Annotated in this window: 16 protein-coding genes; 3 read left to right on the forward strand and 13 right to left on the reverse strand. The window is 40.9% G+C overall.

What is annotated here, in order from left to right:
- Positions 1 to 3: 3 nt before the first annotated feature.
- The 6 genes from ACSQ7D_RS03820 to ACSQ7D_RS03845 form a co-directional block, all read right to left on the reverse strand.
- A complete protein-coding gene (locus tag ACSQ7D_RS03820) occupies positions 4 to 750 on the reverse strand; it encodes a hypothetical protein (RefSeq protein WP_437135432.1) in 747 nt (248 codons plus the stop codon).
- Between the two features lie 13 nt (positions 751 to 763).
- On the reverse strand, positions 764 to 2,599 hold the full coding sequence (locus ACSQ7D_RS03825; protein ID WP_437135433.1) for a GNAT family N-acyltransferase: 1,836 nt from the start codon (positions 2,597 to 2,599) through the stop codon (positions 764 to 766).
- Positions 2,600 to 2,613: 14 nt separating this feature from the next.
- Positions 2,614 to 3,918 carry a cation:proton antiporter gene (locus tag ACSQ7D_RS03830; protein WP_437135434.1) on the reverse strand — a complete coding sequence of 435 codons (1,305 nt, stop codon included), beginning with the start codon at positions 3,916 to 3,918 and terminating at the stop codon, positions 2,614 to 2,616.
- Between the two features lie 55 nt (positions 3,919 to 3,973).
- On the reverse strand, positions 3,974 to 4,687 hold the full coding sequence (locus ACSQ7D_RS03835) for a DUF4294 domain-containing protein (RefSeq protein ID WP_437135435.1): 714 nt from the start codon (positions 4,685 to 4,687) through the stop codon (positions 3,974 to 3,976).
- Positions 4,688 to 4,782: 95 nt separating this feature from the next.
- Positions 4,783 to 5,268: a 6,7-dimethyl-8-ribityllumazine synthase gene (gene ribH / locus ACSQ7D_RS03840; protein WP_178976876.1), complete on the reverse strand. Its 486-nt coding sequence runs from the start codon at positions 5,266 to 5,268 to the stop codon at positions 4,783 to 4,785.
- A 3-nt stretch (positions 5,269 to 5,271) separates the two neighbouring features.
- Positions 5,272 to 6,060, reverse strand: coding sequence for a tetratricopeptide repeat protein (locus tag ACSQ7D_RS03845; RefSeq protein ID WP_181831112.1), 789 nt, complete (start codon positions 6,058 to 6,060; stop codon positions 5,272 to 5,274).
- Between the two features lie 736 nt (positions 6,061 to 6,796).
- On the opposite strand from ACSQ7D_RS03845, the gene topA reads away from it, so the two are divergent.
- Entirely contained in the window at positions 6,797 to 9,274 is a 2,478-nt protein-coding gene (gene topA, locus ACSQ7D_RS03850) for a type I DNA topoisomerase (protein ID WP_437135436.1), read from the forward strand.
- Between the two features lie 75 nt (positions 9,275 to 9,349).
- Here topA and rpe read toward each other — a convergent pair whose 3' ends face one another.
- The 7 genes from rpe to ACSQ7D_RS03885 all read right to left on the reverse strand — a co-directional run bounded on the left by rpe (position 9,350) and on the right by ACSQ7D_RS03885 (position 16,635).
- Entirely contained in the window at positions 9,350 to 10,000 is a 651-nt protein-coding gene (rpe, locus tag ACSQ7D_RS03855; RefSeq protein ID WP_437135437.1) for a ribulose-phosphate 3-epimerase, read from the reverse strand.
- An 89-nt stretch (positions 10,001 to 10,089) separates the two neighbouring features.
- Entirely contained in the window at positions 10,090 to 11,562 is a 1,473-nt protein-coding gene (gene sufB, locus ACSQ7D_RS03860) for a Fe-S cluster assembly protein SufB (RefSeq protein ID WP_437135438.1), read from the reverse strand.
- A 160-nt stretch (positions 11,563 to 11,722) separates the two neighbouring features.
- Entirely contained in the window at positions 11,723 to 12,277 is a 555-nt protein-coding gene (locus ACSQ7D_RS03865; RefSeq protein ID WP_009417578.1) for a TlpA family protein disulfide reductase, read from the reverse strand.
- 120 nt (positions 12,278 to 12,397) lie between these two features.
- Positions 12,398 to 12,871 carry a DinB family protein gene (locus ACSQ7D_RS03870; protein ID WP_009421924.1) on the reverse strand — a complete coding sequence of 158 codons (474 nt, stop codon included), beginning with the start codon at positions 12,869 to 12,871 and terminating at the stop codon, positions 12,398 to 12,400.
- A 4-nt stretch (positions 12,872 to 12,875) separates the two neighbouring features.
- The gene (locus ACSQ7D_RS03875) at positions 12,876 to 15,164 is read right to left on the reverse strand and encodes a DUF5682 family protein (RefSeq protein ID WP_437135439.1); all 2,289 of its coding nucleotides are present in this window, start codon (positions 15,162 to 15,164) and stop codon (positions 12,876 to 12,878) included.
- Positions 15,157 to 16,011, reverse strand: a complete 855-nt coding sequence (locus ACSQ7D_RS03880; RefSeq protein ID WP_278589090.1) for a hypothetical protein — start codon at positions 16,009 to 16,011, stop codon at positions 15,157 to 15,159. The genes ACSQ7D_RS03875 and ACSQ7D_RS03880 overlap by 8 nt, the downstream gene beginning before the upstream one ends.
- Positions 16,012 to 16,155: 144 nt before the next feature.
- Positions 16,156 to 16,635 carry a Dps family protein gene (locus ACSQ7D_RS03885; protein WP_048746579.1) on the reverse strand — a complete coding sequence of 160 codons (480 nt, stop codon included), beginning with the start codon at positions 16,633 to 16,635 and terminating at the stop codon, positions 16,156 to 16,158.
- Between the two features lie 878 nt (positions 16,636 to 17,513).
- On the opposite strand from ACSQ7D_RS03885, the gene ACSQ7D_RS03890 reads away from it, so the two are divergent.
- Both ACSQ7D_RS03890 and ACSQ7D_RS03895 read left to right on the forward strand, forming a co-directional pair.
- The gene (locus tag ACSQ7D_RS03890; protein ID WP_437135440.1) at positions 17,514 to 17,813 is read left to right on the forward strand and encodes a carboxypeptidase-like regulatory domain-containing protein; all 300 of its coding nucleotides are present in this window, start codon (positions 17,514 to 17,516) and stop codon (positions 17,811 to 17,813) included.
- Between the two features lie 26 nt (positions 17,814 to 17,839).
- On the forward strand, positions 17,840 to 20,596 hold the full coding sequence (locus ACSQ7D_RS03895) for a SusC/RagA family TonB-linked outer membrane protein (protein ID WP_437135483.1): 2,757 nt from the start codon (positions 17,840 to 17,842) through the stop codon (positions 20,594 to 20,596).
- Positions 20,597 to 20,607: the final 11 nt, after the last annotated feature.

Genomic DNA, 20,607 nt, shown 5'->3' on the forward strand with positions numbered 1-20,607 from the left:
GGGTTAAAGTGTGAATTGGATATTTGCTAAAAATGTATGACCTCTATCATCTATTTTTTTAAACAAAGTAAATTTATAGAACGTGGAGCCGTCCTTTTCAAGCACTCCAAATTCATTATTTTTTAAATCATAAGCTACGAATGTATTCGGGGTAAGAGTCGGTTTGATTTTATAACGCAATTCATTAGTCTTCTTATCATACAATTCGTATGAAAAATCCACTTTTTTAGCATATAAAAATTCTATATAGGGGTCTTCTTCTATTATTTGAGTATTGTTTTTTGCTATGGTAGTAGGTTGTGCAGGAGTAAGCGTAGCCATTGCCGTTTGAGTAGTAACAGGTGCTTTGTATTCCGACTTAAAAGTTGCTAAAGCATTCCCTTCAAAGGCATTGCGCAAGGCTTCTTGATACGACTTCTTGAACTCCTTTTCACGACTTTTACCTATCTCGGAAGTAAAGACGGTTTTATTAGCACAATCGGTGAGGATAAATTGCACCTTAGAGGTCATCATATTCGATTGGTTTTTCACGTCGGCTCTCAAAGCATCGCAGGGATTTTGGAGCAGTTCGGCGGGGGCTTCGCTCTCCATATACGCTTTAAAACCTTGTTTTTCCAGTAAAAACTTCGTAAGTGCATTCAACTGGTACTGATTATCCTCCTTTTGAAAAGTATAACGGTTAGGCACAATCACAGTTTGTGCAACAAGAGTCAGTGGTAGTAATGCTACTAAAAATAATATCTTTTTCATTGGTTTCTAATATTTATTCATATTCATTATTCTTCATTCGAGCTTCGAGTTCGGCTTGAAACTCTTCTATCACGGGTTTCATAGTGCTTTCAGGGAGGTCGGAGATGCGAATGTACATCAATCCATCTACAGAGTTGTTGAAAAGTGGGTCGACGTTGAAGGCAATGACTTTGGCGTTTTGCTTAATGTACTTTTTGATGAGCACCGGCAAACGCAAGTTACCTGGTTCGAGTTCGTCGATGAGTTTGTCGAACTTATTGAGGTCGGCTTTGGTTTCGTCGAAAATAAAATCTTTATCCTCGTCTTTGAGTTTTACTTTGAACTCTTTTTTAGGGCGTACATACTGTGCTATATAAGGGTCATAGAAGTTCGACTTCATAAACTCTATCATCAGCGATTTAGAAAAGTCAGAGAACTGGTTGCTAATACTCACACTACCCAACAGATATGAGTGTTCTGGATAACGCAAAGTGGTGTGAGCAATCCCTTTCCACAGCAAAAACAGTGGCATAGGTTTCTGTTGATATTCTGAAATGATAAAAGCACGCCCCATCTCGATGGTTTTACTCATCATATCGTATAATTCGGGCTCAAAACGGAACAAATCGTGGGTATAAAAGCCTTCGATGCCATATTTAGGAAATATTTCAGCCCCTAAGCCCATACGGTAAGCTCCTACTATCTTCTTAGCTTCGTTATCCCAAAGGAAAAGATGATGATAATAGAGGTCAAACTTATCTAAGTCAGACGAGGCGTTAGTCCCCTCCCCTACTTCGCGGAAGGTAATTTCACGTAAGCGTCCTATTTCCTTCATTATATTAGGAATCTCTTGATAAGGTGCTAAGAATACCTCGTAGTTGTTGTTTTTGAGCAGTCGGTAATCTTTTTTAGTGATGTTATCAACTTCCTTCTCTATGAGGTCTTGTTTGATAGGTGCTTCTATCTGTTGAGGATTGCTACCGCTCTTGCTTGATTTCAACACGTTAGTGAGTGGTAAAAACTTCTTATCTTGCTCTAAAGCATTGGCTAATATATAAGTTTTCTTACGTAAAAATTCGGTAAAATCTTCCAAATCGGTATGCTCATCTTGCATAGCTACCGAAATAGGCTTACCTATGCGTATATAAATAGTGCGTTCTTTCTGTGTAAGCAGTTCTGAGGGCAATTTAGCCGTGCGCAACGTATCACTGATACTCGCCAAGAAGTAAAACAACTTACTGTTTTTGGCGTGAAAATAGATAGGCACAATAGGCACTTTCACTTTTTTAGCAAGTTTCATAGCTGCCTCTTCCCAAGGCTTATCCACCATCAGTTGCCCCTCTTTGGTTACCGATACTTCCCCCGCAGGGAAAAGACCTAAGGGTTTGCCCTCTTTGAGGTGTGCAATGGTATGCTTAAAACCCACCACGCTAGATTTCACATCTTTGCGGTCTTCAAAAGGGTTTACCGGCAATACATAAGGCGCTAAGGGCTCAATACGTTGCAAGAGAAAATTCGCCATAATCTTGAAATCAGGACGTTTTTCTAAGAGTAGTTTGAGTAGCAGAATACCATCAATTCCCCCCAGTGGGTGGTTAGAAATGGTGATAAAAGCCCCTTCTTTGGGGATATTTTTAAAATCCTCTTCGGGTATTTCGAACTTTATTTCAAACTCATCTAACAGTTTGTTTAGGAAGTCTAACCCTTCAAAGTGTTTATTTCGGTTGTAAATAGCATTGAGCTTGGAGATACGGAGCAACTTCATCAGTGCCCATCCTCCAAAAGTACCCAAGAAGCCAAGTTTATCAATATTAATCGCTTTGGCTACTTCTTTGGCACTTACCAATCCTTTATCTTTTTGTTTTCTCATTCTTCTTTAAAGTCTTATGATTGTTTTCCTTTTTGCAGTTGCTTCATTCTTTTCAAGCGTGTCTTCTTTTCTTCGCCGTGCAAAACTTTGGTAGTTACTTTGCCTACGGTAAGACCTTGTACTAAAATGGAAAACAATACTACAATATAAGTAATTTGCAACAGTGTTTCTTTTAATCCTCCTTTATCAGCAGGGATAGAGAGTACTAAGGCAATGGATACTCCTCCACGAATACCCCCCCACACCATTGTGATGAGCGAGCCTCGCGAATAGGTAGTTACCTTGCGTAATATCGTTTTGGCGGGAATATAAAGCGCCAGTGCACGCCCCAAGAGGCATACAAGAATGGCTACCCCTCCTAAAAGGAACTGCTCAGTTAGATTGTCTATCAGTAGCATCTCAAATCCTATGAATAGGAACAAAATAGCATTCATAATCTCGTCTATGATTGCCCAAAACTTTTCAAGGTAATCTTTATTCTCTGCACTGCTGGCTTTCTTGCCTACATTTCCTACAAAGAGCCCTGCAATTACCATTGCCAGAGGCGAAGAAACGTGAGAAGCTTTAGTGATAAGAAAACCTCCCATTACCACTGCCAAAGTAACAAGTACACTCACGTGATAGTCATCGGCTTTTTTCATCATTTGAGAAGCTACCCAACCGAAGAGCACTCCGAGGAAAATACCTCCTCCTGCTTCTAAGAAAAAGAGCTTAGTAATAGCGAAGAACGAAGGCTCAAAAGTGCTATTAGTAGCCAATTTCAGTACTACGGCAAACATTACTACCGCTACCCCATCGTTAAAAAGTGATTCACCTGTAATCTTAGTTTCAATACGTTTAGGTACATTCGCTTGTTTGAGTATTCCCAATACCACAATAGGGTCGGTTGGCGAAATAAGCGTACCAAAAAGCAGACAATAAATGTAAGGAATATGGATATCTACCAAAGGAGCAATGTAGTACAGCAAGAGTGATATAAAGAAAGCCGAAAGTACTACGCTGATAGTTGCATAAGTAAAAATGGAGATTTTGTAGTTTTTTAGGTCGTTGATATTGATGTGGAGAGCTCCTGCAAAGAGAAGGAAGTTCAACATTGCTCCCATCAGTATTTCAGTGAAGTCAAAGCCTTGTAAAAGCGATTCAAGACGGTGTGCAAGCCCTGTAAATACTTCACCTCCGAAAAGACGTACGCCTACCGATATCATCATAGCAATCACCATAATACCTATGGTCATAGGCAGTTTTACGTAGCGAACATTCACGTACGAAAACAAAGCTGCTAAGACGATAATTACTGAAAAAGCGTAGTATAACTCCATTAGTACTATTTTATTTTCGGCAAAGGTACAAATAATTTGCTAATTTGCAAATCTGCTAATTTGCTAATTGCTTTTGAAGTCTTTTCTGTCGTTGTTCTACAAGGTCTGAGAAGTTATATAGTAAAGCTGGGGTTTGGTATTCTAATTCTCCACTATTGATAGCCCGCAAGATAATTTCCTCTATCCAATAGTCCTCTTCTACATTCATAGGGTCATAGCCTTTTTTGAGAGAAAGGTCGTACAGCCACGCGGTTTTGTTATACCAATAAGCATTCCAACCATTGCGCAGGTCTTTTACCAATTCGTAAGCCGTTTTTCCAGTTTGGCGGTGAATGAGTTTAATGAGAATACGCCCTTGCGAGCGGGAAAGTTTTTTGAGTTCGTCGGTGAAGTGGTCTTCAATATAGCGTTGAGTGCGTTTTACGTACACCTTCTTTTGTCGTTTATTTTGCATAGTATCCATCGTACGTTCCATTGTATAGAGACGGTCAGCAGCCATTTTGGCATACGGATACACGCGTTTCACCCTACTGCGGAGAAGCAAATAGCGCTTTTGAGCTTCTGCATCACCAAAGTAATGCTCTTTACCAAAAACACTCACCTCAGCAAGCCGAATAGTATCTCCTGAATAAAATTGCTGGTCAAAAATATAAATAGTATCACGCTTCTGCGAGAAAGAAGTAAAAGGTAAAAGGTAAAAGACAAAAACAGTGATAGCTGGGTAAGTGAATAAAAGGTAATGTTGTATAGATGCAATGATGTATTTCATTCTGATTTTCTTTATTTATTTTTAAAATCTAACGACTTTAACAACATTTGCATTGCAAAAATTGTTCCAACCTTTTACGTTTCACTTTTCTCTTTTCACTTCCCTAACACCGCCATTTTTATTGCAGTAATAGCCGCCTCCACGCCCTTATTACCCAGCTTACCACCACTGCGGTCGAGCGACTGCTGGAAGGTATTATCAGTGAGAACGCAGAAGATAATAGGCACTTTACTTTGTTCCGCATTGAGCTGAGCAATACCTTGGGTAACACCTTGGCACACGAAATCGAAATGACGAGTCTCTCCTTGTATCACACAGCCTATTACAATAATAGCGTCTACCTCGTTAGTATCGAGCATTCGCTTGGCAGCGTGCACTAATTCAAAGCTCCCTGGTACTTCCCATAAGAGTATATTGTCATCAATAGCACCACAATCTTTAAGGGTTTCGATGGCACCATTGCGCATTCCGTAAGTTATCTGCTCATTCCACTGAGAAGTAATAATCCCAAAGCGAAGAGATTCCGCATTTGGGATTATTTTTTTATCGTATTGTGATAAGTTTTTGTTTTCTGTTGCCATTAATTATTGACTAATTTTCCCTATAAGGATATCGATAGTACGTGCTTCTTCTGAGGTAGGGTACTCGTCTTTGATGCGCTCATAATATTTCAAGGCATCGTCTTTTTTACCTTGCAAAGAAGCTACTATTCCTGCTTTTTTCAGGTATAATGGAGTTACGAAGTCATTTTTGCTATGTTCAAAGGCTTTGATATAATATTTCAATGCCTCAGCGTTATTTTTCTGTTGAAGGTAAGCATCACCTATATTTCCGTAAGCCAAAGCTCCGAAAATATCATCGGTAGAGTCAAACTCTTTGAGGTGATTTATTGCGTTGTTATAGTCACGCAAACGCATATAAGCCATACCCATACCGTATTCAGCCAGGTTAGCAGCTTTGGTACCGCTGTAGTTTTCGGCAATTTGCTTAAATCCATATTTTCCTTTTCCACCGTTGATAGCCACTTTAAAGAGGGAATCCTGCGCTCTAGCATCAGTAGCTTCCATCGCTTCATCAAAGAATTGTTGTGCAAAGAAAAGCTCATTAGCAGCATTCTTTTCCCTAGGAGCTTTCACAAACTGTTGGTAAAGCAAATAACCCAAGCCTATCACAGCTACGGCTATGAGAGTTCCAATAATAATCTTCTGATTGCGTTTTACCCAATCTTCGGTGCGAGTAGCGCCTGCATCGAGGGCATCAAACACCTCAGCAGTAGTACTTTCTTTGTGTAATTGAGCCTGTTGTGCTTCGTCTAAATGCTCGGTATCTTTTTGTCTATTAGGTCGGTTGTTGTTCTTTTTGTAAGTTGCCATATATAATTTTCATTAAAGTTCGGCAAAAGTACAACTTTTATTTTAATTAGAAAGCAAAACACAAAAAATTATTTACTCATTAGTCATTTTTCCCATTTTATCTATTAGTTAATATACGGCGAGTTTCCTCCACATCTCCTCCGTCATTCGTCCCTTGTCATTCCTCATTTCTTCCCTTTTCCATCGCCACATTCCCCTTTTTCCGTCGCCACATTCCCCTTTTACTGTCATCACATTCCCCTTTTACTGTCGCTACATTCTCCCTCTCCTTGGGAGAGGGACGGGGTGAGGATTCCTTTTCTTTCGCCTCGAAACCCCGTTTTTAACATTTTTAGCTCTGTTGTATTATACTATTATTCAATCACTTATACACCCTTTCTATACCAATCGTCCAAGATTCGTATAAGCTTCCTATAAGCTCTCTATAAGCTAACCCCACCTATCTTACAGCTCATTTTTTACCTTTTCCCTGAATTACCACTTCCGAATCTCTCCGATATCTTTCTATCTCCTTAGCTCTTTCCAATAAATCCTTTAATCTCGTCTTACTTCTGTCCGACAAGTCTGAATCGTCCGAGAACTCCATTACTGCCCGTCGTGCTACGACTGCCTGTGCGGCTCGCTCCTTTGGCAAAGTTGATTACTGGTATTTCCGGTATTATTGGCATTTCCCTCATTGCTATTTCGCAATTATTTTGTACTTTTGCACCCAATAACTCAAAAAACAAACAAGCGTATGGCTAAGAATGTAGTGATTGTAGAGTCGCCCGCCAAGGCTAAAACCATTGAAAAGTTCTTAGGTAAGGACTACAAAGTAGTGTCCAGCTATGGGCATATTGTCGATTTGCCCTCCAATGAACTGGGCGTAGATATCCAGCACGGTTTTAAACCTAATTACCTCATCTCTAACGACAAAAAAAATCTTGTAAAAGAACTCAAAGCACTCACGTCCAAAGCCGAAGTAGTATGGCTCGCTTCCGATGAAGACCGTGAAGGAGAAGCTATTGCGTTTCATCTTTCCGAAACACTCAAACTAAAAAAGGAAAATACCAAGCGCATCGTTTTTAACTCCATTACCAAATCGGCTATTGAAAACGCTATTAAAAACCCTCGTGGTATCGATTATAATCTGGTGAATGCTCAGCAAGCACGCCGTGTGCTCGACCGCCTCGTGGGCTATGAACTCTCTCCCGTACTGTGGAAAAAAATTAAAAGCGGACTCTCAGCAGGACGCGTACAGTCGGTAGCAGTACGCCTTATCGTAGAACGCGAACGCGAAATACAAGACTTCAAAACGCAATCCTCTTACCGAATTACTGCCGAATTTATCACCTCAGAAGGCAAAGTTGTAAAAGCCTCTTTGCCTAAGAATTTCAACACACAAGCCGAAGCCGAAAACTTCTTGCAACAGAATATCGGAGCGCATTTCAAAGTGCAATCATTAGAAACCAAACCAGCCAAGAAAATGCCTGCGCCCCCCTTCACTACTTCCACCCTCCAACAAGAAGCCGCACGCAAACTGCACTTCTCAGTAAGCAAAACAATGACGGTAGCCCAACGCCTCTACGAATCTGGTTTTATCACCTATATGCGTACCGATAGCGTGAATCTTTCACAAGAAGCGCTCAACACTGCCAAAAACGCTATCGTGCAACTCTTCGGAGCTCAGTACAGTCAAGTGCGCAAGTTCGCAACTAAAAGCAAAGGCGCACAAGAGGCGCACGAAGCGATTCGTCCTACCGATATGAGTCGCTCCTCTATCGCTGCTGAACCCGACCAAAATAAGTTATACGAACTGATATGGAAACGCACCCTTGCCTCACAAATGGCAGATGCTCAAATAGAGCGCACTACCGTAAAGATAGAAGCTGATAAGCACAAAGAACACTTCGTAGCCAATGGTGAAATGGTACAGTTCGATGGCTTTTTAAAAGTGTATTTAGAAAGTACCGACGACGAGGAAGAAGAACAAGAAGGAATGCTCCCCAATCTCAAAAAAGGAGAAGCTCTTACGCATCGCTATATTACTGCTACCGAGCGTTTCACTCGTCCATTACCTCGTTATACTGAGGCTTCGCTGGTGAAAAAGTTAGAGGAACTCGGTATCGGACGCCCATCTACTTATGCTCCTACCATTTCTACGATTCAAAATCGCGGTTATGTGGAACGTAGCACACTCGAAGGTGAAGTGCGCCCCTATCAGCAACTCACCCTTGCAGGCAATACTATCAAAACACAAACCCTTAGCGAACGAGTAGGTGCCGATAAAGGCAAGCTAGTCCCCACCGATATAGGTAGTGTAGTAAACGATTTTCTCGTTTCCCATTTCGATACGATAATGGACTATAATTTCACTGCCAAAGTAGAAAATAGCTTCGACGAAATAGCCGAAGGCACTGAGAATTGGACAAAGATGCTCACACAGTTTTATAATCATTTTCACCCCGTAGTAGAAAATGTTGAAAAGCATACAGGTCGTGAAACAGGTGAACGCGTGCTGGGTACCGACCCTAAATCAGGTCGCCCTCTCAGCGTACGCTTAGGTCGTTATGGAGCTATGGCGCAAATAGGGAATCCCGACGATGCCGAAAAGCCTATTTATGCAAGTCTATTGGCAGGTATGTCTATCGAAACGATTACTTTTGAAGAAGCCCTCAAACTCTTCGAGCTTCCTCGTCAGTTAGGCATTGTCGATGGTAAGAATGTAGAAGTGAATGTAGGGCGTTTCGGACCCTATGTGCGCTACGGCGATGCTTTCATATCACTTGATAAAGGTGAAGACGTTTTCAGTGTAACTCTCGAGCGGGCTAAGCAACTCATCGGTGAGAAGAAAAAAGCTGACGCTCCTATTGCCACCTATCAAGGAGTGGAAGTTACCAAAGGTGTAGGTCGTTTTGGTCCCTTTATTAAGTGGAACAACACTTATATAAACGTTACCAAAAAGTACAATTTCGAACATCTTAGTCAGCAAGATGTAGAAGAACTTATAGAAGATAAGCTCAAAAAAGAATCGGAAAAGGTAGTGAAAGAATGGGAAGAAGGAGCTATCCGTATAGAGAAAGCTCGCTGGGGACGTTTTACCCTCCTCAAAGGTAAAACCAAAGTAGAACTCCCCAAAGACACCGATATAGCAACTTTCACCAAAGAACAAGCTCTTGCCCTCCTTACCGAGAAAGAGCCTAAACCTAAAAAAGCCCCTTCTAAAAAGAAATAATACAATAATAATAGGCTATCAAAAAGATAAGATTTCTTTCTTGATAGCCTATTTTGTATCATAAAATAAGTATTTTTATAATACTGATTTTTTCAATTCCGCAATCGTTTGGGTAGGGTTAGTAGCATTGAAGATAAAACTGCCTGCTACTAAGGCATCAGCACCTGCCTCTACAAGTGCTTTGGCATTCTTTAAACTCACTCCACCATCTATTTCTATAAGTGCGTGTGCCCCTACTTGTTCAATAAGTGCTTTAGCTTGATGCACTTTCTTATAAGTATTTTCAATAAATGACTGTCCACCGAATCCAGGGTTCACACTCATCAGCAAGAGTACATCTATATCTTGAATAACATCTTCCAACAAGGCGACAGGTGTATGCGGATTGAGGGCTACCCCTGCTTTCATTCCCTCTGCTTTAATTGCTTGTATAGTGCGATGCAAGTGCGTACACGCCTCGTAATGCACAGTGAGAATATTACTACCGAGCTTAGCAAAAGTGCTAATATAGCGGTCGGGGTCAATAATCATCAAGTGAACATCTAACGGCTTGGTAGCGTGTTTGTGAATCACTGAAAGCACGGGCATACCATAAGAGATATTAGGCACAAAAACACCGTCCATAATATCGATATGAAACCAATCGGCATTGCTGGCGTTTACCATTTCCACGGCTTGTTGCAGGTTGCTGAAATCGGCAGCTAATAATGAAGGAGCGAGAATCATATTTTTAATGTTTAATGATTAATGTTTAGTGATTTATTTTATGAAGCAAAAGCAATTTTTAGTATACCATCGTCATTCGTAATTCGTCATTAGCCAACACTTCCTTCTAGCGAAATCTCTAAGAGTTTTTGAGCTTCAACAGCAAACTCCATAGGGAGCTTGTTAAGCACTTCCTTGCCAAAACCATTTACGATGAGTGAAATCGCTTTCTCGGTATCAATACCCCGCTGATTGCAGTAGAAAATCTGGTCTTCACCAATCTTAGAGGTAGTAGCTTCGTGTTCTATTTGAGCAGTAGGATTTTTAGCTTCTATATAAGGAAAAGTGTGCGCTCCACAGAGGTTACCCATCAACAGGGAGTCGCATTGAGAGAAATTGCGTGCATTTTTAGCATTAGGCACTACTTTCACCAATCCGCGGTAGCTGTTTTGTGATTTTCCCGCCGAAATACCCTTAGAGATAATCGTAGATTTGGTGTTATTGCCTAAGTGTATCATCTTAGTACCCGTATCGGCTTGTTGGAAGTGGTTAGTAACCGCAATAGAGTAAAATTCGCCTATAGAATTATCCCCTTTGAGCACTACTGAAGGGTATTTCCAAGTAATAGCAGAGCCTGTTTCTACTTGTGTCCACGATATTTTGGCATTTCTCTCAGCCAAAGCGCGCTTGGTTACGAAGTTATATACACCGCCTTTACCGTCTTTATCACCAGGAAACCAGTTTTGAACGGTAGAGTATTTAATTTCGCCTCCCTCCATTGCGATGAGTTCTACCACTGCGGCGTGCAATTGGTTTTCGTCGCGTTTGGGCGCCGTACAACCTTCGAGGTAAGAGACGTAAGCACCTTCATCAACAATGAGGAGGGTTCGCTCAAACTGTCCTGTTCCTGCTTGATTGATACGGAAATAAGTAGAAAGCTCCATAGGGCAACGCACCCCTTTGGGTACATAACAAAAAGACCCATCAGAAAAGACTGCTGAGTTAAGAGCTGCGTAGAAATTATCGGTTTTAGGTACGACGGTACCAAGGTACTTACGCACCAAGTCGGGGTGTTTTTGTATCGCTTCGGAGATGGAACAGAAGATAATGCCTCGTTCTGCCAATGTTTTTTGAAAAGTGGTCGCTACTGAAACTGAGTCCATCACTACGTCCATTGCTACGGCAGGTTTTTCTTCTTCTACTCCCGCAAGGCGTTTTTGTTCTTCAAGAGAGATACCGAGTTTTTGGAAAGTTTCCAATAGCTGAGGGTCTACCTCATCAAGGCTGTTAAGTTTAGGTTTCTGTTTAGGAGCAGAATAATAAGCAATATCTTGAAAGTCGGGAGTTTCAAACTTGAGATTTGCCCAATGAGGAGGCTCTTCCATCGCTTGCCATGCACGGAATGCTTCTAAGCGCCAATCGGTCATCCACTGGGGTTCGTTTTTCTTTTTAGAAAGGGCTATTACCACTTCCTCGTTGAGCCCTTTAGGAAAAGTTTCTGATTCGATATCTGTATAAAAGCCGTATTTGTATTCGCTGTTTTCTAATTCTTCTTTAAGTTCTTCTTCTGTATATTTAGTCATAATTGCTTTTAGATAAGAGGTAAGAAATAAGAGGTAAAAACTCCTCTTATTTATACCGAGATGCGATTTTACAAAGCGCAAAGATAGTACTTTAAATTGAATCTAAAATACTATCTTTATAATTATTTTGTTTGAGAGATAGAGTTTGCCTATAGTTAAGCTATTGGGTAAGACTGTCTAACAACTGATGTACTGCATCGCTATTCCAGCGTGCAATACCGTCTTTCTGAGCGCGTACATAACCGTTTTTATCTACTATATAACCTGCAGGAATCTTATCGGGGTCAAAAGGTTTTTTAGGAGCTTCGATAATGAGGTAGGTAACTTTGAAATGAAAATTGCGCTTTTGCATCATTTCATCTACTGGCTCGGGAAGCTCATTGGTGATGATGTAAAAATCCACTTTATCCTTATAAGCATCGTAGAGTTTTTCGACTGCATAAAGATCGGCTACACTGATTTCACGCCAAGAAGAAAAGAAGTATACAAATGATGGTTTCTTACCTTCGGTTTGGGAATAGTTAAACTGCACATTATTGCGGTCTTTCAGTTGCCAATCGAAGTCTATTTTACGAGCTTTATCAGCGGGAATAATATCTACCGAGCCAGCAAAGACACGCTGTAGTAATATCTTACTTTCGTACCCCAAAGGAGTTACAAAGAAAGAGAGCACAAAAAGAATAAGCAGTAGGTTGAGTATGGTACGTTTTTTCATAAACTAATTTTATTGATAGCGATTGCAAAGGTAATACTTTTTTTTCTAATTGAGAAACTTACTTCAATATCAGAAATCAAATAGCTTTTCGTGTTACTCATCTATTTAATTTATAATCAATTACTTTTTGCTTCCTGTAATTGCACATTTTAAAGCTAATACACTTCCCAAATGTACTCCCTCGTGTGAAATATTGAAGTAAATAGCTTCTTCAATAGTATTGAGTTCGTACTCTATGCCCGTTACATAATGATTATAGTGCTTAAAAATTCCTTTTTGATAATCAGTTTCGAGCCAATTTACAGTGCTGATGAGAAGCTCTTTTAGTTCCTCTATCTCGGCAGAAGTAGGGATATGTCCATCGGGAATTGTGCCTTTGCGATAACGCTCTACAAATTCAGGAGTGAGATAAGTAGGCAGGTCGCTATTGGCATAGCAATAATTTTGCTGGGTAACCACACAGTGAGCGAGATTCCACAAGATATTGTTTTTAAAGCCCGCAGGAATGATTGCTAATTCTTCGGGGGTAAAGCTATTGAGCAATTTGAGTTGTCGCTCACGCAATTTTCGGTATAAAGTAAATACTTCTTTCATATATTTAAAAATCAAAATCAAAGTCGTTGAGTTCGTTTAATTTAGTATTCTCTTCTTCCGTAAGCACTTCTTGCAAGAGTTCGGCAGTAGCTTCTTTGCCAGTACCCCAAAGGTCTCCTAAAAGTTCAGCGATACTGTTTTTTTGGTTAGGCTCAAAATCGGAAAAAGCACGGCGCAAGAACACTACCGAGCGCATAAACTGCTCTTCGTCTAATTGGCGTACATAGTTGTCTAACTCTTGCCATATAATCGTACGCGATAACAATGCGTATCTATTTCTCCCTGAAAAGCCTTCAAACCACGAGGCTCCTAAATCGGCGGGAACACCTGCTGAAAGGCGACGAGACACTTCTTTGCCACATTGTTCTTCAGTAGCTAAATTGTGCTCTAACAATATAGCAAAGGCTACCCCCGAGAGCTTGGTGTTCACATCGTCGCGCCACGCAAGGTAGGTAAGTTCTTTTTGCCACGTTTCGGTATCTACCAATTCGTATTGCTGTTCGGCTATGAACTCCATAGTATTGATAGCTTCTACAATTTGTTTAGAAGCTTTGTCATCACAAGATGAAGCATCTATAAGTAATAACGAAGCACGGAGGAAAAGCTGTTGCAAGATAGGTTTCAGCGGTTCGAGATTGAACTGACGCAGGTCGCCATACTGTATAAGCACCGAGAGCTCGTGTGCGGCAAAGGCAGTTTCGGCAAAACTATTACTATCTACCAAAAGGCGTTGCAAGGTGCTGAGCGCATTGCTAAAAATATGCGTAAGCTGACATTCGCAAGCCTGCCTAATGATTTTAGCTACTACTGAAAGGTCGGTGCTTTCGTTGAGCTGTTCTTTGAGTACAAAGGCGGTTGCTATTTCAAGAGTTTCACCTTTAAGGTTAGCTTCTACGATTTCTATTTCGACCTCAGGACTCCACTGCAACACCCATTTCTCTGCCCACGAGGCTTTATCCTGCTGTACGTGCTGCTGAGTGGCAAAGTGAATGCCCAACACTTCCAAGCGATGAAGGAATGTAGAGCGATTTAGGTCTATAAAAGCAGCTTCTTTGGTTTTTACTTTTAAGTTCTCACGCAGGTCGAGGGTGAGGTCTTGCGCTACTGCCGATTTGTAGTTGGTGAGCTTTAAGCGTTTCAGCTCTTGGTTCATATCCTCTTGTACGGGCGTCTGGCTCACTCCTTCGGGTAATGCCCCAATAGCTGTACCGATATCTACCTTATTGATTGCTTCGGCTACCACAGCAAGGTCTCCCCCACCAAAACAAGTAACCACTGCATCGTGGAGGTCTTGCAACACAGGGTAAGTACCGCCTTTCATAGCCGAAAGCACATTAGCAAGACGCACCGCTTCAATTACGCTAGCAGAAGAGGCATTTTGCCCTTGAGCACGCAAGATTTTGGCTACTTTAGTAAGATAGACAGCTGAGAGCTGATTGAGGGTGTTTTCGTGCATCGCTTGCCACATCAGTTCAAAGTAATAAGGAGCCGTATTGCCCGCTCCGTACCCCGTACGACTGCTGAGACGCAAATAGGAATAAGGCATTAGGGTGAGTTGAGAGGTAGCTTTGGGAAGCTTTTTGAGCTCGTCATCAGTTATAGCAGGTAGGCTGTTTTGGATACCTGATAAGTGGTAAGCCCCTACAATTACTACTATTTCTTCGGGTTTGAACTCGGTGCAAGCCTTAGCAATCTCACGTTTCATATATGCCTCACGAATGAGATTATACGAGAAATCGAAAGGCGCGTCTTCATATTCTTTATCTATGACCATTTGGCGCATTTCACCCGATTGTAAGGCAAGTGTGGGTGCAAAAGCATCAGGATTGAGATTGTGTTCAAAATGGCGTTCCCAATAATCTTCATAGTCGGTTTCGTCCCCCTCTTCGGCTATTTGCTTGTAGAGGGTATTATGGTAGAGATAAAAATCTTTGGCTTTTTCGGCTTCTTCCTCCGTGCGTTGCTCCTGCTTCAATTTCAGCATATTCTCCGAAGGCAAATCGATGAAACGAAGTGTTACCTTCTTCTTTACTCCCCAACATATTGCTTGATATTCGGGAGAATAAGATGCCAATGGATAGAGCACTGTTTCGATAGGCAATTCGGTAGTATAACCCAGCATAGCGATAGGAGGTTTTACCCCCTTTTGCGCTATTTGAGATATCAGAGGGGTAGCATCGGCAGGACCTTCGATGAGAATACACTTGGGATTGTTTTCCTCTAAGAAGGCAATTAAATGATAGGCTGCCGAAGGCGACAGATGCCTTACACCGAAAAAGTGAATGTTATTCATAATAACTGAGGGTGCGTTCTATAATTTGTCGAGGTTCACCGTTGATGAAGGTCGTTTTGGCAATCCAATTACCTTGATTATCGTATTTATACTCGTAAGTCGCTACATTCTTCTGTTTTTGAGGTAGTTTATTTTCTGCTTGTAGTTTGATACAATCTCCTTGACTATTGTATTTTTTGGTAGTAATATTCACCAACTTATTGTCTTTGTCGTAAGTGCGATTGCGTTCGGCTAAATGCTGTTTATTGAACTTGCTTTCTACCCTTTGCAACAGATTGCCCTGAGCATCGTAGTAACGCATCTCGACAGGGTCGCCTTGTTTGTTGTAAGTATAAGCTATGGTAGACTCTAACTGATTGGCGTGATAAGTTTCCTCTTTTAGCACTTTGCCATTGGTATCTACTTGATAGTTGTAATGTGTTTTTAAGAAGCCCCCAGGTGAGTAGGTCGCATCTTTGATAAGATAGCCTTCGGGGTTGTAGACATAAAGGGTTTTATCGGAATTGTAACGGGTTTCAAACAGTTGCCCTTGGGGATTGTAATAGTATTCCATACGACTGTACAACTCACCGTTTTTGAAGAAAAAACGCATTTGAGTGAGATATCCATTGGGGTTGAAATCTTTTTGAAGATTGTCGAGGTTACCTATCTTGACTACTGTATCCAAATCGCGGTCGATAGCTCCTTTTACGAATGTTTTTCCTTGGGTAACTACCTCATAAGGGATACTGCGCTGACTTTTCACTTTTCCTTTGAGTCCTGAGAGTTCCCAATCGGTAGGGGCTTTGTGTTGAGCGGTGAGGATAGTGGTTGCGATAAATAGGATAGATGTGATTAAATATTTCATTAGTTATGAGTTAAAAGTTATGAGTTATCAATTAAGAGTTATGAGTTGTGCAAAGGTAGGGATTAATTATGAATTGGCAAAAAAAGAAAGAGGAATTGATTATTTTTAGTCAATTCCTCTTCCTCGTTTAATCAAAATTCAGTATTAAATTACTTCATTGAGGTAGGCTTTGAGCATCCAAACGGTTTTCTCTTGTTCGGTTACAAAGTCGCTCATTAGATTATTAGTCCCTTCATCACCTATTTCATCAGAGAAGTTCAAAAGTTCTCTTTCCAAAGGTAATAAAGTGCTAATGGTATTGATTATCAGGCGTACGGTTTTATCATCGTCGAAAATGTTTTCGCCTACGGGAACAGAAGTGTGCTTTACATAGCTTTCGAGAGTGTGAAAAGGCACGCCACCGAGGGTAAGAATACGCTCAGCTATTTCGTCGACTTGTTCTTGTGCGGTATTATAAAGTTCTTCGAACTTCACGTGTAGTTCAAAGAAGCGTTTTCCTTTTACGTTCCAGTGTACACCGCGCAAGTTTTGATAATACGTTTGATAATTGGCAAGCAGTACATTTAGCAAGCCGATTTCTTTTTCTACTTTGGCTTTATCAAGCCCTAAGGTATTTAAACTCATAATTTGTTATTTTAAAAATTCTACGGTGCAAAGGTAGCAGTTTTTTTGCAAAGAAGAGTACTGGATTTATAGATTTTTTTAATTTTAAAATAATGGTAATTAATAGTAGAGAATGAGAAAATGAGAAAATGAGAAAATGAGAGAATGAGAAAATGAGAGAATGAGAAAATTAGCAGATTAGTAAATGGAGGCGGAGAAAAACGAAAGATATCAGAAGTGAGTTAAGAGGAATTTTGATGAAAAAATGCTATGAGAAGGGTGGAGGTAGCTTATAGGGAGCTTATAGGAAGCTTATACGAATCTTGGACGATTGGTATAGAAAGGGTATATAAATAGTTGATTCATAATATAATACAACAGCCCTAAAAATGTTAAAATCGGGATTTCGAGGCGAAAGAAAGGGAAAAGGCACTAGGCCTTAGGCCATAGGCACTAGGGGGAGTATGACGGAAAAGGAGAAGGGATAATTAGTAAATTAGTAAATTAGTAAATGAAGAAGTGTGAGGTCTTAGGGCATAGGCACTAGGAGATAACATCTCCCTTTACACATACCCAGCTGTCGCTGGCTACCTTCAAAGAGGGAATATAGCGACGGGAAAGTCGAGGGTAATGTGGTGAAAACCTCGTCGATGAGATGATGGTAAGGCGAATCTAAGATGGGAGTATAGCGATGGGAAAAAGGATTTTTGGTAGTGGTTGTTTTTAGATAAATAAGAAGAAAAGCGTTCGTATAATTGCTTATAAATGAATAATAAGGAAAGAATAGAGAAAGTTTTCGTAAAAATATTTGGCAAAAAACTTGTACGTGTTAAAAAAGTGTTATACTTTTGTAGCGTTGAAAATTTCCTGATTTAGTTAACCAAAATTTTTCTTGTTATATGAACAAATGCATTTATTGTTTGTTACTGCTTGTGCTGGTCTTCTGTACACAAGTAGGTAGAGCTCAAATTAAGGTAACCGGTGTTGTTACCGATGAGCATAAAAGTCCACTGCCTGGAGTAAGTGTACTGATAAAAGGGACTACTCACGGGGTAGCAACAGACTTTGACGGTAATTACAGCATTGATGTACCTAATAATGCTGTATTGGAGTTTAGTTCAGTAGGTTACGAAACACAGACTAAGAAAGTAGCCGTAAATGGGGGGGGGGTAAATCACTTACAATCAACACTTTACTAAAATCTCAAGTACAAGAGTTGGGCGATGTGGTGGTGGTAGGTTATACCACATCTACTAAAAGATCTCTTGTTTCTGCAGTATCTTCTGTTAAGACAGAGGAGTTAAAAGAAATTCCTGTAACTAATATCACGCAAGGATTGGCAGGGCGTTCACCAGGGTTGATAGTGAAAGGCTCGGCTGGGCTTGACAACCGCAGTACGATTTCTATTCGCGGGGGAGGTACGCCATTGGTAGTAATTGATGGCATTATACGCGATTACGACGATTTTGTAAATCTGCTTCCCGAGGACATCGCATCTATTTCGGTATTGAAAGACGCTTCGGCAACGGCGGTGTATGGAGCGCGTGCTGCTAATGGTATTTTGCAAGTGACCACTATGCGTGGTAAAGAGGGGGTTACTACCATTGAGTACAATCACTCTGTAACCATTTCACAGCCTTCGTTTCTTCCTAAACGCTTAGATGCCTATCAGTGGGCGGTGCAAAACAATATCGCTAAACAGAACGACAATTTGCCCATTACCTATACCGATGACAAATTGCAAAAGATTTTAGATGGTAGCGACCAGCTGAATTACCCCAATACCGATTGGCAAAAACTTATCTTAAAAGAATTTGCACAGCAATATCGGCACAATTTGCAAATAACAGGAGGTAAAGAACACAACAAGTATTTGGCTTCGTTAGGTTATTTGCATAAGGGTTCACTCTACCGCAGTGGTACGCACCATATGGAGACGATTAACTTCCGTGTGAACCAAGAGTTCGACATACCCGGTACGGGACTTTCGGGTAATACCTCTATCGACGGTTATTTAAAAGAAAACGAACACCCTTATTCATCGACTGCAAGTGGCTATTACCAAGTGTTTAGCCATACTTTGGTAAACCACAATCCGCTGACTCCTGCGGTGAACAAATATGGACTTCCTTATGTAAACACTACCGATAACCCTGTAGCCGAGACTTCGAGAGATGCAGGGTATTCACGCCAAAACTACAAACATATTAACGGACAGATAGGCTTGCAATGGGCATTGCCTTGGGTAAGCGGTTTGAAAGTGAGAGGTAACTTCAACTATCGTTATATGAGCTCAGAAGATAAGTCTTGGCGTAAAGATGCTAAACAGTACGACTGGGATAGCACTACGCCCGCAGCTGTAGCCAAACCGCAACTCAACAAATCGATTGGCAATGCATATACGTATACTTATCAAGCTTTTGCTGAGTACGTTAAGGATTTTAACAAGCACGGTATTTCAGCACTTGCGGGTTATGAAGCCTCTTATGGTTTTAACAATAACCTATGGCATAAGCGAATTAACTACAATTTTCCTATCGACCAATTTAATCCAGGACCTAAAGAAGGTATGGACGGAGGCGGTGGAGAGAGCGAAAACGGTAGAGCTGGTGTTGTGGGACAAGTGAAATACAATTATGCCAAACGCTATTTTGTGGAAGGCAGTATGCGCCACGATGCGTCAGACCTCTTTCCTAAGGATAGGCGTTGGGGTACCTTCTTCTCAGGTTCATTCGGCTGGATACTCTCGGATGAGGTGTTTATGAAAACGCTTAAAGAGCGCCATATTTCCGACTTGCTTAAACTACGCGGTTCTTATGGAGAAGTGGGTTTGGACAGTGGTGTAGGGCGTTTTGCTTATTTGCCCTCTTATAACCTGAATAATACAAGTTATGTGATTGACGGCAAGTTTTATCAAGGTTTTTCGGAAGGCGATATTCCTTCGTCCGATATTACGTGGTATACCACCAAACAAACCGACATAGGTTTTGATTTCGAGTCGCTCAGGAATCGCTTGTACGGTTCGTTTGACTACTTTTTCTACAAAACTACTGGTTATCTTACCGCGCCAGACCCATTGGAAGTAGGGTATACCGCCCCTCTTGGAAAGTCGTTACCTAAAGTACTCTCTAACAAAGAACACCGTCGTGCGGGTTACGAAGTGCAATTGGGTTGGAAAGACAACATAGGCGAACTGAAATACAGTGTTTCGGTGAACACTACTTTCTTTGACCAATTATGGGCTAATAACCCTGATGAGAGCTTGGAAAACCGTAAAAACCCGTATTTGCGTACCACTCAACAAGTAGGTTACTACGGTACAGGTTATCGCACCTTGGGGTATTACCAAGACGCTAACGATGTGTACAACAATCCTAAGCGCGTGAACTCACATCACTTAACAGGAGGAGACATCAAATACGAAGACTTCAATGGAGACGGTAAGATTGATGGAGCTGACTTTGCGCGTATCGGTAAAAACGGTTTCCCACGAGCTAACTATGGAATCAATTTAGGAGTGAGCTATAAAGCTTTTTCGTTTAATATGCTTTTACAAGGGGCTACACGTTTTGATATTTATTTAGGTAGTACTATTTTGGGACAAAGTGCCAATGCGGGTACTACGCCTTTCTACGAGTTCCAATTGGATTACTGGCGCCCCGACAATACAGGAGCTAAGTTTCCACGATTAGTATCTTCGCATTCAGTAAACGGCAATAATAACGTGGCAAGTAGTGACCATTGGCTCATCAATGGGGCTTATTTGCGATTGAAAGACTTTTCAATTTCTTATGATTTGAAGAAAGCCGCTTTGAAGGACTACAAGTGGATATACGCTATGAAGCTTACCCTTAGCGGACAAAATGTATTTACTATTTCGGAAGCCACTAAGTACGGTATGGATCCTGAAATAGTGAACAGTGATTTCTTTGGATATCCTAATGAGCGAATGTTTTCATTAGGTTTAAATGTCGCACTATAAAAACAAGAGTA

The sequence above is a fragment of the Capnocytophaga sp. G1920 genome, from assembly GCF_051417515.1.

Excerpts from the sequence above, each read along its gene's own strand:
- ACSQ7D_RS03820 (WP_437135432.1), bottom strand. The coding sequence starts at position 750 with ATGAAAAAGATATTATTTTTAGTAGCATTACTACCACTGACTCTTGTT.
- ACSQ7D_RS03825 (WP_437135433.1), bottom strand. The coding sequence starts at position 2,599 with ATGAGAAAACAAAAAGATAAAGGATTGGTAAGTGCCAAAGAAGTAGCC.
- ACSQ7D_RS03830 (WP_437135434.1), bottom strand. The coding sequence starts at position 3,918 with ATGGAGTTATACTACGCTTTTTCAGTAATTATCGTCTTAGCAGCTTTG.
- ACSQ7D_RS03835 (WP_437135435.1), bottom strand. The coding sequence starts at position 4,687 with ATGAAATACATCATTGCATCTATACAACATTACCTTTTATTCACTTAC.
- ribH (WP_178976876.1), bottom strand. The coding sequence starts at position 5,268 with ATGGCAACAGAAAACAAAAACTTATCACAATACGATAAAAAAATAATC.
- ACSQ7D_RS03845 (WP_181831112.1), bottom strand. The coding sequence starts at position 6,060 with ATGGCAACTTACAAAAAGAACAACAACCGACCTAATAGACAAAAAGAT.
- topA (WP_437135436.1), top strand. The coding sequence starts at position 6,797 with ATGGCTAAGAATGTAGTGATTGTAGAGTCGCCCGCCAAGGCTAAAACC.
- rpe (WP_437135437.1), bottom strand. The coding sequence starts at position 10,000 with ATGATTCTCGCTCCTTCATTATTAGCTGCCGATTTCAGCAACCTGCAA.
- sufB (WP_437135438.1), bottom strand. The coding sequence starts at position 11,562 with ATGACTAAATATACAGAAGAAGAACTTAAAGAAGAATTAGAAAACAGC.
- ACSQ7D_RS03865 (WP_009417578.1), bottom strand. The coding sequence starts at position 12,277 with ATGAAAAAACGTACCATACTCAACCTACTGCTTATTCTTTTTGTGCTC.
- ACSQ7D_RS03870 (WP_009421924.1), bottom strand. The coding sequence starts at position 12,871 with ATGAAAGAAGTATTTACTTTATACCGAAAATTGCGTGAGCGACAACTC.
- ACSQ7D_RS03875 (WP_437135439.1), bottom strand. The coding sequence starts at position 15,164 with ATGAATAACATTCACTTTTTCGGTGTAAGGCATCTGTCGCCTTCGGCA.
- ACSQ7D_RS03880 (WP_278589090.1), bottom strand. The coding sequence starts at position 16,011 with ATGAAATATTTAATCACATCTATCCTATTTATCGCAACCACTATCCTC.
- ACSQ7D_RS03885 (WP_048746579.1), bottom strand. The coding sequence starts at position 16,635 with ATGAGTTTAAATACCTTAGGGCTTGATAAAGCCAAAGTAGAAAAAGAA.
- ACSQ7D_RS03890 (WP_437135440.1), top strand. The coding sequence starts at position 17,514 with ATGAACAAATGCATTTATTGTTTGTTACTGCTTGTGCTGGTCTTCTGT.